Source organism: Pseudomonas sp., assembly GCF_048265905.1.
In the GTDB taxonomy this organism is placed as follows: Bacteria; Pseudomonadota; Gammaproteobacteria; order Pseudomonadales; family Pseudomonadaceae; genus Aquipseudomonas.
This window is the reverse complement of record NZ_JBLXAP010000001.1, coordinates 237,943-250,594: the sequence shown is the minus strand read 5'-3', so window position 1 is coordinate 250,594 and position 12,652 is coordinate 237,943. Positions and strand designations below refer to the sequence as shown.

Sequence of the window (12,652 nt, the reverse complement as noted above, 5' to 3'; positions counted from 1 at the left end):
GTCGATCAGCCGCGGTAGTAGCGCTGCTCTACGAAAGGTGTCTTAGCAACTTTCATCGGCACGCGCTTGCCACGCACGATTGCCCAGACATCACTGCCAACCGGCACATGGCTGGCTTGAACGTAGCCCATGGCAACCGGCGCACCCAGCGTTGGGCCGAAACCGCCACTGGTGACTGTGCCGATGGTGTTACCGTCGGCATCGACAATTTCTGCGCCTTCGCGAACCGGTACGCGTTCCTGTGGCAACAGGCCTACGCGCTTGCTGGCAACCCCAGTTTGCTGCTGCGCGAAGATCTGTTCTGCGCCGGGGAAACCACCAGCACGCGCGCCGTCAGCACGGCGTGGTTTGGACATGGCCCAAAGCAAGCTGGCTTCGATTGGCGTACTGCTGGTGCTCATGTCATGGCCGTACAGGCACAGGCCTGCTTCGAGGCGCAGTGAGTCGCGGGCGCCAAGGCCAATCGCTTCGACTTCAGGCTCAGCCAGCAGGCTGCGCGCCAGTGTTTCAGCATGCTCATTGGGTACTGAGATTTCGTAGCCATCTTCGCCGGTATAACCCGAACGGCTGACGAAGCAATCAACACCAAGCAGGCGAACCTGAGTGAATTGCATAAAGGTCATCTTCGCCACTTCAGGGGCGAGACGGCTGAGGACGTCAACTGCTTTTGGGCCTTGCAGGGCTAGCAGGGCGCGAGAATCAAACAGGCTTTCGATCTCGCACTGTTCGCCAATGTGCTTACGCAGGTGCGCCAGATCCTGATCTTTACAGGCCGCATTGACTACCAGAAACAGTGTGTCATTACCGAGGTTGGCAACCATCAGGTCGTCAAGGATGCCGCCGTTTTCATTGGTGAACATGGCGTAGCGCTGCATGCCAACCGGCAAGTCGATAATGTCGACCGGCACCAAGGTTTCCAAGGCTTTTGCTGCATTGGTACCGCGTAGCACAAGTTGGCCCATGTGCGAGACATCAAACAAGCCTGCTTGATCACGGGTCTGCAAGTGCTCTTTCATGACGCCAAGCGGGTACTGCACAGGCATGTCATAGCCAGCGAACGGCACCATTCGTGCGCCAAGCTCAAGGTGTAGCGCGTGCAATGGGGTTTTTGCGAGGGTTTCGGTAGTCATGCATGTCTCCTTGGTGTTCTGTTCGCTGCGCTCCTGTGCGATGCGCAGCGCTTAATCAGCATTCGATAATGTTCACGGCCAGACCGCCGCGAGAGGTTTCTTTGTACTTACTTTTCATGTCGGCGCCGGTCTGGCGCATGGTCCGAATCACTTTATCCAGCGAGATAAAGTGCTGACCGTCGCCGCGCAAGGCCATGCGCACGGCGTTGATGGCTTTAACTGAGCCCATCGCATTACGTTCGATGCAGGGCACCTGGACCAGTCCACCGACCGGATCGCAAGTCAGACCGAGATTGTGCTCCATGCCGATTTCAGCTGCGTTCTCAACTTGCTGCACGCTGCCGCCAAGCACTTCACACAAGGCGCCAGCTGCCATTGAGCAGGCCACACCCACTTCGCCCTGACAGCCAACTTCGGCGCCGGAGATCGAGGCGTTTTCTTTATAGAGAATACCGATAGCCGCTGCGGTGAGCAGAAAACGCACCACGCCATCGTCGTTGGCACCGCTGATAAAGCGGGTGTAGTAATGCATGACAGCCGGGATGATACCTGCCGCGCCATTGGTTGGCGCGGTGACTACGCGGCCGCCACTGGCGTTTTCTTCATTGACTGCCAGGGCATACAGATTGACCCAATCGAGTACGCTCAGCGCATCGCGCATGTTGGCTTCGGGGTTCTTGCATAGCTGACGATAAAGGGCAGCTGCGCGACGTTTAACCTTCAGACCGCCGGGCATGATGCCTTCGTTGTTGCAGCCAGCCGTGACGCAATCTTGCATCACCTGCCAGATGTTCAGCAGGCGCTCACGGGTTTCCGCTTCGGGGCGCCAGGCCGCTTCATTGGCCAGCATCACCTGACTAATCGACAAGTTGTGCTCGACACAATGAGCTAGCAATTGTTTGCCGGTGGTGAACGGGTAGGGAAGCTTGGTTTGGTCCTCAACGATGCGGTCCGCGCCTGCTGCTTCATCATCCACCACAAAGCCGCCGCCAACCGAATAATACTCACGGCTGCGTACTTGCAGGCCAGCTTGATCAAAGGCGCGAAAGATCATGCCGTTGGGATGAAACGCCAACGGCTTGCGGATCATCGCCAAATGTTCTTTCTCGACAAACCGAATGTTTTTTTCGCCGAGTAAATTAAGTTCTCCAGCCGCTCGAATTGCTTTCAGGCGCGCATCAATGGTGCTGGTATCGACGTTGTCGGGTTGTTCACCAAGCAGGCCGAGTAACACGGCTTTGTCGCTGCCGTGGCCTTTGCCGGTTGCGCCCAGCGAGCCATAAAGCTCGACTTTGACCTGCTCGGTAGTCGCCAGCAGGTCGTCGCGGCGTAAACCTTCGACAAAGCGAGCAGCCGCTCGCATCGGGCCAACCGTGTGTGAACTGGAAGGGCCGATACCAATTTTGAACAAGTCAAAAACACTGAGTGACATATAACCTCGGTTATCCGCGGTTTGCGCTTGTGGCTGCAAACCGCATCAATAATTGCATGTGAGGCACTCGCCGGATGAGGCGATCTATGCGCCTTACTTATTCAGCGTAGACCGGGAAGGTCTTGCAGAACTCACCAACCTGACCACGTACACGTTCGATTACAGCTGGGTTGTCCAGTTCATCGAGAATGTCGCAGATCCAACCAGCCAGTTCACGGCACTCGCCTTCTTTGAAGCCGCGCGTGGTCACTGCCGGGGTGCCAATACGAATACCCGAGGTGACGAAAGGCGACTGCGGATCATTCGGTACAGCGTTTTTGTTGACGGTGATATGCGCAGCGCCCAAGGCTGCATCAGCGGCTTTGCCGGTCAGGCCTTGCTTGATCAGGCTGAGCAGGAACAGGTGATTGTCAGTACCGCCCGAAACCACTTCAAAACCGCGACCGATAAACACTTCAGCCATGGCTTGGGCGTTGTTGATCACTTGCTGTTGATAGGCCTTGAAACTCGGTTCCATGGCCTCCTTGAAGCATACCGCCTTGCCGGCGATAACATGCATCAACGGGCCGCCCTGACTGCCTGGGAAAACTGCCGAGTTGAGTTTCTTCTCGATCGCCTCGTTGGCCTTGGCCAGAATCAGGCCACCACGTGGGCCGCGCAACGTTTTGTGCGTAGTGGTGGTGACAACGTCTGCGTACGGCAGAGGATTCGGATACAAGCCCGCTGCAACCAGGCCTGCTACGTGGGCCATGTCGACAAACAGGTAAGCGCCGACTTTGTCAGCGATTTCACGGAAGCGCGGGAAGTCGAGGGTGCGCGAGTATGCGGAGAAACCGGCAACGATCATCTTGGGCTTGTGCTCAAGCGCCAGGCGCTCCACTTCGGCGTAATCAATCAGACCTTGTTCGTCGATGCCGTACTGGACTGCGTTGTAGAGCTTGCCCGACGAGCTTACTTTTGCGCCGTGAGTCAGGTGGCCGCCGTGCGCCAGGCTCATGCCGAGAATGGTGTCACCCGCTTCCAACAGCGCCAGATACACTGCTGAGTTGGCTGATGAACCAGAGTGGGGCTGGACGTTGGCGTAGTCGGCGCCGAACAGTTGCTTGGCACGTTCAATGGCGAGGCTTTCAACCACGTCAACGTGTTCACAGCCGCCGTAGTAACGCTTGCCTGGATAGCCTTCTGCGTACTTGTTGGTCAGGCCGCTGCCCTGCGCTTGCATCACCGCTGGGCTGGTGTAGTTTTCCGAGGCGATCAGCTCGATGTGCGCTTCCTGGCGGCGGTCTTCGGCGTTCAGTGCACGTGCCAATGCTGGGTCGTATTCGTTCAGAGTCAGGCTTTTGTAGAACATTGAAGGTGTCCTTAAAGTCGGGCGCGAGCGTTTATCGCTCGCGCCATGTTGAGTTAGCGCTGCAGCGATTCGACGCTGCGCTTAACGATGTCAGGGTTGAAGTGCTCGCGAGTCAACTTGACCACAATCGGGCTCAACAGCAGTAGCGAGAGCAGGTTCGGCAGGGCCATCAAACCATTCAGAGTGTCAGCCAGCAGCCAAGCAAAATCGAGCTGGGCGATAGCGCCGAATGGCACGGCCAGTACCCAAATGATGCGGAACGGCATGATCGCTTTAGTGCCGACCATAAACTCCCAGCAACGCTCGCCAAAGTAACTCCAGCCAAGAATAGTGGTGAAGGCAAATACCACCAGCGCAATACTCAGGAACGCGCCGCCGAACCCCGGCATTGCTGACTCAAAGGCTGATGCTGAAAGGGCTGCGCCACTTACACCGCTGGTCCAGACGCCAGAGCAGATGATGGCCAGGCCGGTCATGGTGCAGATCACCAAGGTATCAATAAAGGTGCCAAGCATACCGATCATGCCTGAGCGCACTGGGCTATTGGTGGTGCCCGCTGCTTGAGCGATACCGGCGGTACCAAGGCCTGCTTCGTTGGAGAAAATACCGCGTGCCACACCAAAACGGATCGCCGCAATCACTGCTGCACCAGCAAAGCCGCCCGTGGCTGCTATCGGGCTGAAGGCGTGGGTGAAAATCAGATTGAAGGCGTTAGGAATTTGATCAGCAAACACCACCAGTACTGCGATAGAGGCGACGATGTAAGCGATGCACATAAACGGCACAAGGGCAGCCGCAACGACACCAATCCGCTTGATACCGCCAAGAATAACCAAGCCTACCGCGACCATGCTGACAACACCGGTTACCCACAGCGGAATGTCGAAGGTGCTTTCAAGGGCGTGGGCCATGCTGTTGACCTGGACCATGTTGCCAATGCCAAAGCCAGCCAGACCGCCAAAGATGGCGAATGCAGTGCCGAGCCACAGCCACTTTTTGCCCAGACCATTTTTGATGGCATACATCGGTCCGCCTACATGCTCGCCGCGCTCATCTTTCTCGCGGTAATGCACCGCGAGAACCACTTCACAGTATTTAGTCGCCATGCCGACCAGTGCGGTACACCACATCCAAAACAGTGCGCCGGGGCCACCAAGGAAAATAGCGGTCGCCACACCGGCGATGTTGCCGGTACCCACGGTTGCAGCCAAGCAGGTCATCAGCGCCTGAAATGGGCTGATCTCGCCGCTGGCTTCGTCGTCTTTCTTGCGCCCTTGCCACATCAAGCTAAAGCCTGCGCCAATCTTTCTGAGCGGCATGAACTTCAGACGCAGCATCAGGTACAGGCCTGTACCGAGAATCGCCACCAGCATCGGTGGGCCCCAGACGAGACCGTTTATTGAGTTAACGAGGGAGTTGATAAATTCCATGGAACGCACCTTTTTGTTGTTGTTAGCGTCAGGGGTAGCCTGCGCTCGATAGGGGCTGTTAGCAGTGGTATTGCGAGTGGAATCTGTTGCCTTTGTAAGGATTGCTGCTGTGTTTTGTTGCTGGACTGATTGCGCTCGGCATTCAGTTGTTGGTGCGGTCATCATTATTGATGACCGCAGCCCACCCGGAACCAGAATCACGAGCCGAGTTTGAATCAGTGCAAACACCCGCAATTAGTGCGGGCGTTTGCCGGTGCTGCATCAGGCGTCCTGGTACGCTTCGATAGACGGGCAGGCGCAGATCAGGTTGCGATCGCCAAACACGTTGTCGACACGACCCACCGGTGGCCAGTACTTACCGTCGATAAGCGAGGCAACTGGGTAAACCGCCTGCTCACGGCTGTAGCTGTGCGTCCATTCACCGACCAGTTCAAGCGCGGTGTGCGGTGCGTTTTTCAGTGGGTTGTTCTCTTTGTCGAGATCACCGCGTTCAACCGCGCGAATTTCGTCACGGATGGCAATCATTGCGTCGCAGAAACGATCCAGTTCTTCTTTCGATTCACTTTCAGTCGGCTCGATCATCAAGGTGCCAGCAACCGGGAACGACATGGTTGGCGCATGGAAACCGAAGTCGATCAGGCGCTTGGCTACGTCATCAACGCTGATGCCGCTGGCGTCTTTGATCGGGCGAATATCGAGAATGCATTCGTGGGCAACCAAACCGTTGGTGCCGCTGTAGAGCACTGGGTAGTGCTCTTCAAGGCGACGGGCAATGTAGTTGGCGTTGAGAATTGCCAGCTGCGAGGCACGTTTGAGGCCTTCGCCGCCCATCATGCTGATGTACATCCAGGTGATTGGCAAAATGCTCGCGCTGCCAAATGGCGCCGCGCTGACAGCACCTTCTTTACGCGCCATATTGGCGTGGCCCGGCAGGAACGGAATCAGGTGTTCCTTGACGCCGATTGGACCAACACCCGGACCACCACCGCCGTGCGGGATGCAGAAGGTTTTGTGCAGGTTGAGGTGCGATACATCGCCGCCGAACTTACCCGGGGCGCAGAGGCCGACCATGGCATTCATGTTGGCGCCATCGATGTACACCTGGCCGCCGTTGTCGTGAATGATCTGGGCGATCTCACGGATGCCTTCTTCAAACACACCGTGGGTCGAGGGGTAGGTGATCATCAATGCAGCGAGGCGATCTTTGTGTTCGATAGCCTTAGCGCGCAGGTCTTCGATATCCACGTTACCGCGGGCATCGCAGGCGGTAACCACAACGCGCATGCCAACCATGCTGGCGGTCGCCGGGTTGGTGCCGTGGGCCGATTGCGGGATCAGGCAAATATCGCGCTGATCGTCGCCACGGCTGATGTGGTACGCACGAATGGCCAGCAGGCCTGCGTACTCGCCTTGCGAACCGGCGTTAGGCTGCAGCGATACACCGTCATAACCGGTTGCGGCGCAGAGCATCGCTTCCAGTTCATCGGTCAGTTGTTGATAGCCTTGGCTTTGCTCGGCAGGTGCGAAGGGGTGCAAGTTGCCGAACTCAGCCCAAGTCACCGGGATCATTTCACTGGCGGCGTTGAGCTTCATGGTGCAGGAACCCAGCGGGATCATGCTGCGATCCAGCGCCAGGTCTTTATCCGCCAGTTTGCGCAGATAACGCATCAGCTCGGTTTCAGAGTGATAACGGTTGAATACCGGGTGGCTGAGAATTGCCGACTGACGCAACAATGCTTGCGGCAGGCGAGTGGCAACGGCCTTGGCCAATTCAGTGAAGCTTGGCAGGCTGTTGCCAGGCTCGGCGAAGACTTCCCACAGGCTTTCAATAGCGGCTTGATCAGTGGTTTCGTCGAACGAGACACCAACGCGCTGCGCATCAATCACCCGCAGGTTGATCGACAGTTCACGTGCCTGCTTGTGCAAGGCTGCGGTGCGTTCGCCCGTGGCAACGGTCAGGGTGTCAAAGAAGTTGTCCTGCTCAACCGCAAAGCCCAGTTTGGCCAGCCCTTGGGCAAAGATTGCAGTCATTTGGTGCACGCGCTTGGCAATGCGGGTCAGTCCTTGTGGACCGTGATAAACCGCGTACATGCTGGCGATGTTGGCCAACAGTACTTGTGCGGTACAGATGTTGCTGGTCGCCTTTTCGCGGCGGATATGTTGCTCGCGAGTTTGCATGGCCAAACGCAGGGCTGGCTTGCCGAAACGGTCAACCGAGACACCAACCAGACGGCCAGGCATGTCACGCTTGAAGGCATCGCGCGTGGCAAAGTAGGCCGCATGCGGACCACCGAAACCCAGCGGTACACCGAAACGCTGCGCGCTACCCAGAGCGACGTCAGCACCGAACTCACCCGGCGGGGTCAGCAAGGTCAGGGCCAGCAGATCAGCGGCAACCGCAACCAGCGCATTGGCCGCGTGGAAACGTTCAACCAGTGCACGGTAATCAAAAATGTCACCGTTGCTTGCCGGGTATTGCAGCAGAGCGCCGAAATAGGCGCTGGCGTCAGTGATTTCGGCTTCATCCCCAACCACAACTTCAATATCCAGAGGCTCGGCGCGGGTGCGCAGTACGTCGAGCGTCTGCGGGTGGCAATGCTTGGATGCGAAGAAGCTGTTGCTGGCTTTATTCTTCGACAGGCGCTTGCAGAAAGTCATTGCCTCGGCGGCAGCGGTAGCCTCGTCGAGTAATGAAGCGTTTGCAATCGGCAAGCCAGACAGGTCGCTGACCAAGGTCTGGAAGTTGAGCAGCGCTTCCAGACGGCCTTGCGAAATTTCAGGCTGATAAGGTGTGTAGGCGGTGTACCAGGCTGGGTTTTCCAGCAGGTTACGCAGAATCGGCGACGGTGTATGGGTGCCGTAATAGCCCTGACCAATAAAGGTCTTGAACTGTTGGTTCTTGGCGGCGATTGCCTTGATCTTGGCCAATGCAGCGGCTTCGCTCAGGCCCGGAGTCTGGCCCAGTACGCTGGTGCCCTTGATGCTCTCGGGGATAACGCTGGCGCTGAGTGCGTCGAGTGAATCAAAGCCAAGCTGCTGGAGCATGGTGTTGATATCAGCGTCACGCGGGCCGATGTGGCGCGCGATAAATTCGTTTTCGGTCGTCAGGTCAGTCATCAGCTAGCCTCAGGCGTCAGCGTTAGCGTTTAGCAGGCGGTCGTAAGCGGCCTGGTCGAGCAGATCATTGATGGCACTTGGGTTTGCAGGGCGGAAACGGAAAAACCAGCCTTGGCCCAGCGGGTCTTCGTTAACCAGTTCAGGACTGGCTTCAAGGTCGCTATTGATTTCAACCACTTCGCCGTCGAGCGGCATGGTGATGTTGCTGGCGGCTTTAACTGATTCCAGTACGGCGACTTCGGCTTCAGCGCTGTAGCTTTGCGCTTCCGGCAATTGCACGAATACCACGTCACCCAGTGCTTCCTGGGCAAAGGCTGTGATGCCAACGGTTACCAGGCCATCTTCTTCCTGACGCAGCCATTCGTGCTCGACGGTAAAACGCAATTCGCTCATGTGAACTCCTCAAGTGACAGTCTCGTCTGTTTCTATTGCAGACGATGATCCAGGTGCTCGCGATAAGCGAGCGTCTTGTAGTAACTGACTGCAAGGTGAGTGCCACACAAGCAATAGCCAATAAAATCAATGGGTTAAGTAAAATCTGTGGCACTTTGATAATTTATTATGTATTGAAATCAATACGGCTTTTTTAAAGCGTCGCACAACAACTTAAGCAAGCCCCCTAATACCGTAAGTCATTACGGGTGTATTGTTTTGAATACGGTGTATTGATTTGGATACGATTGGTGCGCCAGATGTTTATGGCGGCGCAATAAATAGTGCACTAAAGCTCTAGATCAGCCTTTTAGGGTGCTTGTTTAAGATCTGGGCCAAGAGTTTTGGCATGCTGGCGCATTATTCAGTCACTCAATAATGCACCATTGTGCATGCCGATTGACCTGCTGAAACGCTGTATTGACGGGGGGATTCATTCTTTCGGTTGACAGACAAAATACCTCTTTCGGGCGCTTATCGCTCGGGGACGCTCTGGGTAGCTTGGCGGCAACACTCAATACATCGCTTTCAGGAGCGTCGCATGACAACAAAAACAAGACATGCATTCTTTCAGCCTTGTGCGCTGGCTGCCGCGGTCGCACTCGGATGCACAACCGAAGCCCAAGCTGTGAACTTCAATATTGGTCCTATCGAGGCGCAGTTCGATTCATCACTGTCTGTGGGGGCGAGCTGGGCTACGCGTGATGGCGATAAAGATTTTATTTCGACAGCCAGTGGCGGGACTGCCTCGTCGCGTACTTCGGACGATGGCCGGCTTAACTTCAAAAAGGGTGAAACCTTCTCGAAGATTTTCAAAGGTATTCATGACCTTGAGTTGAAGTACGGTGACACTGGGGTGTTTGTCCGCGGCAAGTATTGGTATGACTTCGAAACCAAAGACGAAAGCCGTTTGTTCTACGACATCGATGACCACAACCGCAAAGAAGCTGCGCAATCGTCGGGTGCAGAGATTCTCGATGCCTTTATCTACCACAATTACACCATTGGCGATTTGCCGGGCAGCGTTCGGGCAGGTAAGCAGGTGGTTAGTTGGGGTGAAAGTACGTTTATCCAAAACTCGATCAACTCAATCAACCCGATCGACGCCGCTGCATTCCGTCGTCCAGGCGCCGAAATCAAAGAGGGCCTGATTCCGGTCAACATGCTCTATGTATCGCAGAGCCTGACCGATAGCGTGAGTATGGAAGCCTTCTACCAACTGGAGTGGGACCAGACGGTAGCGGACAACTGCGGCACATTCTTCTCGACCTCCGATGTTGTCGCTGACGGTTGCGAGGACCGCTTGGTGGTTGCTGGGCCAGACCTGCCGCCGGGTGAGTCAACCAACTCCTTTGTCGATAACGCCTACATTCCGCGTGCTGGTGACCGTGATGCACGGGACAGCGGCCAGTATGGCTTAGCATTGCGTTGGTATGCCGAGTCGCTGAACGATACCGAGTTTGGCTTGTACACCATGAACTACCACAGCCGTGGTCCGGTGTTCAGCACCATTCGCACAACCTCGCCAAGCCCAGCATTTATTCCGGGCGCGCCAGACGCGCGCTACTTTATTGAGTACCCGGAAGATATCCGCCTCTATGGTTTGAGTTTCGCCACCAACGTCGAAGGTACCGCAGTTTCGGGTGAGTTGAGCTACCGGCCGAACATGCCGCTGCAGATCAACTCGACCGACATGTCCTTTGCCGCGTTAGGCCTGCCGTTCTCGCCAATCTTTGTTTCCGGTGAATCACAAAACGCCTCGGCAGCTGATCTGCATGGTTATGAGCGCCGTGAAGTGACTCAAGCGCAGATCACTGCTGTGCAGTTCATTGATCGGGTGCTGGGCGCTAGCCGTCTGACCCTGTTGGGTGAAGTGGGCTATAACTACATCAGTGGAATTAGCGATGATGTAGGGGAAGTGCGCTTTGGCCGCGACCCCATCTTTGGTGCCGGCGAGTTTACCGCACCCGGTGTTTGTGAGGCGTTCAACGCCGCTAACCCCGATGAGTGTAATGACGATGGTTTCTACACTTCGAGTTCATGGGGCTATCGACTGCGCGCCAGTGCTGACTACAACAACCTGTTTGCCGGCATCAATCTGACTCCAAGCGTGGCTTGGTCACATGACGTGAGTGGTTATGGTCCTAACTTCACTGAAGGCAGCAAAGCCATAAGCCTTGGCTTGAATGCCGAGTACCAGAACACATACAACGCCAGCCTCAGCTACACCGACTTCTTTGGTGGTGATTACAACGTGATTACAGACCGTGATTTCGTTGCCCTGAGCTTCGGTGTGAACTTCTGATCAACGATAACCAAAGGATCCGTAATCGATGAAAAACACAAGAATCCTATCGACGGGCGCGCTGTTACTGACATTGCTGGCCAGCAGTGTAATGGCAGCCGTGTCTGAACAAGAAGCGGCCCAGTTAGGCACAACGTTGACACCGCTGGGCGCGGAAAAGGCTGGAAATGCTGAGGGCACTATTCCCGCATGGGATGGCGGCCTACCGAAAACGGCTGGTACGGTCGATGCAGCTGGTTTTGTCACCGACCCCTTCGCCAGCGAGAAACCCTTGTTCGTGATTACCGCGAGCAACGTTGATCAGTACAAGGACAAGTTGTCTGCCGGCCAACTGGCGATGTTCAAGCGTTATCCACAAACCTACAAAATGCCGGTGTATACCACCCACCGCACAGCTGGTGCTCCGCCAGAAATTTACGCGGCAGCCAAGAAGAGTGCGCTCAATACCGTGGGTGTCGATGGCGGAAACGGTCTGCAGAACTTCAGCGACAGTCGTTACTACGCGTTTCCTATCCCGAAGACCGGGGTTGAGGTGATCTGGAACCATATCACCCGTTATCGCGGCGGCAACGTGCGGCGCAATATTGTTCAGGCAACGCCACAGGTGAATGGCTCATACAGCCTGGTCAAGTTCGAGGATGAGGTTGCATTCCCTACCGAGTTGGAAGGGGCTGATCCAGCCAAGACCAACAACATCCTGCTGTACTTCAAGCAGCGAGTGACTGCACCCTCGCGTTTGGCCGGTAACGTGCTGCTGGTTCACGAAACCATCGACCAGGTTAAAGAGCCGCGTCTGGCGTGGATCTACAACGCTGGTCAGCGCCGGGTCCGCCGGGCGCCGCAAGTGGCTTACGACGGCCCAGGTACCGCGTCTGACGGCATGCGTACCGCGGATAACTTTGATGTGTTCTCGGGCGCTCCAGACCGCTATGACTGGAAGCTGATCGGCAAGAAGGAAATGTATATTCCATACAACGCCTACAAGCTGGACTCGCCGAAGATCAAGTATGACGAGATCATCAAGGCGGGTCATATCAACCAGGACCTGGCCCGTTACGAGCTGCACCGGGTGTGGGAAGTTGAAGCGACACTGAAATCGGGTGAGCGTCACATCTATGCCAAGCGTCACTATTTCATCGATGAAGATAGCTGGGAAATCGTTCTGGCTGATCACTACGACGGTCGCGGCCAACTCTGGCGCGTCGCCGAAGGCCATGCTCAGTTTTACTACCCGCGGCAGATGACCGGTTATACCGTGGAGACCTTGTACGACATCATCGCAGGTCGCTACATCGCGTTGGGCCTGAAAAACGAAGAAAGCACCGCCTACGAGTTCGGCTTCAAAGCCAGTGTCGCCGACTACACTCCAGCAGCTCTGCGGGCATCCGGGGTGCGTTGATTCAGATATAGAGCAGACTGACACTCCATATTCAAAGCGGCCTTCGGGCCGCTTTT

8 protein-coding genes are annotated in these 12,652 nt (G+C 56.0%); 2 read left to right on the top strand and 6 right to left on the bottom strand.

Annotation, left to right across the window (positions count from 1 at the left end; translation table 11 throughout):
* Positions 1-5 precede the first annotated feature (5 nt).
* The 6 genes from gcvT to gcvH form a co-directional block, all read right to left on the bottom strand.
* Complete coding sequence (gene gcvT / locus ACN0UH_RS01150) at positions 6-1,130, bottom strand: glycine cleavage system aminomethyltransferase GcvT (RefSeq protein ID WP_417660330.1); 1,125 nt, start codon at positions 1,128-1,130, stop codon at positions 6-8.
* A gap of 55 nt (positions 1,131-1,185) precedes the next feature.
* On the bottom strand, positions 1,186-2,562 hold the full coding sequence (locus ACN0UH_RS01145) for an L-serine ammonia-lyase (RefSeq protein WP_417660329.1): 1,377 nt from the start codon (positions 2,560-2,562) through the stop codon (positions 1,186-1,188).
* Between the two features lie 97 nt (positions 2,563-2,659).
* Positions 2,660-3,913: a serine hydroxymethyltransferase gene (gene glyA, locus ACN0UH_RS01140; protein ID WP_417660328.1), complete on the bottom strand. Its 1,254-nt coding sequence runs from the start codon at positions 3,911-3,913 to the stop codon at positions 2,660-2,662.
* Positions 3,914-3,966: 53 nt separating this feature from the next.
* The gene (locus tag ACN0UH_RS01135; protein WP_417660327.1) at positions 3,967-5,343 is read right to left on the bottom strand and encodes an alanine/glycine:cation symporter family protein; all 1,377 of its coding nucleotides are present in this window, start codon (positions 5,341-5,343) and stop codon (positions 3,967-3,969) included.
* 261 nt (positions 5,344-5,604) lie between these two features.
* Entirely contained in the window at positions 5,605-8,460 is a 2,856-nt protein-coding gene (gene gcvP, locus ACN0UH_RS01130) for an aminomethyl-transferring glycine dehydrogenase (RefSeq protein ID WP_417660326.1), read from the bottom strand.
* Positions 8,461-8,469: 9 nt separating this feature from the next.
* Positions 8,470-8,853, bottom strand: a complete 384-nt coding sequence (gene gcvH, locus ACN0UH_RS01125; RefSeq protein WP_417660325.1) for a glycine cleavage system protein GcvH — start codon at positions 8,851-8,853, stop codon at positions 8,470-8,472.
* Positions 8,854-9,433: 580 nt separating this feature from the next.
* On the opposite strand from gcvH, the gene ACN0UH_RS01120 reads away from it, so the two are divergent.
* Both ACN0UH_RS01120 and ACN0UH_RS01115 read left to right on the top strand, forming a co-directional pair.
* Positions 9,434-11,197 carry a DUF1302 domain-containing protein gene (locus ACN0UH_RS01120; RefSeq protein ID WP_417660324.1) on the top strand — a complete coding sequence of 588 codons (1,764 nt, stop codon included), beginning with the start codon at positions 9,434-9,436 and terminating at the stop codon, positions 11,195-11,197.
* A gap of 28 nt (positions 11,198-11,225) precedes the next feature.
* A complete protein-coding gene (locus ACN0UH_RS01115; protein ID WP_417660323.1) occupies positions 11,226-12,596 on the top strand; it encodes a DUF1329 domain-containing protein in 1,371 nt (456 codons plus the stop codon).
* Positions 12,597-12,652: the final 56 nt, after the last annotated feature.

Coding starts and splice junctions, on each gene's coding strand:
- gcvH (WP_417660325.1), bottom strand. CDS start 8,853: ATGAGCGAATTGCGTTTTACCGTCGAGCACGAATGGCTGCGTCAGGAA.
- glyA (WP_417660328.1), bottom strand. CDS start 3,913: ATGTTCTACAAAAGCCTGACTCTGAACGAATACGACCCAGCATTGGCA.
- ACN0UH_RS01145 (WP_417660329.1), bottom strand. CDS start 2,562: ATGTCACTCAGTGTTTTTGACTTGTTCAAAATTGGTATCGGCCCTTCC.
- gcvP (WP_417660326.1), bottom strand. CDS start 8,460: ATGACTGACCTGACGACCGAAAACGAATTTATCGCGCGCCACATCGGC.
- ACN0UH_RS01115 (WP_417660323.1), top strand. CDS start 11,226: ATGAAAAACACAAGAATCCTATCGACGGGCGCGCTGTTACTGACATTG.
- ACN0UH_RS01120 (WP_417660324.1), top strand. CDS start 9,434: ATGACAACAAAAACAAGACATGCATTCTTTCAGCCTTGTGCGCTGGCT.
- ACN0UH_RS01135 (WP_417660327.1), bottom strand. CDS start 5,343: ATGGAATTTATCAACTCCCTCGTTAACTCAATAAACGGTCTCGTCTGG.
- gcvT (WP_417660330.1), bottom strand. CDS start 1,130: ATGACTACCGAAACCCTCGCAAAAACCCCATTGCACGCGCTACACCTT.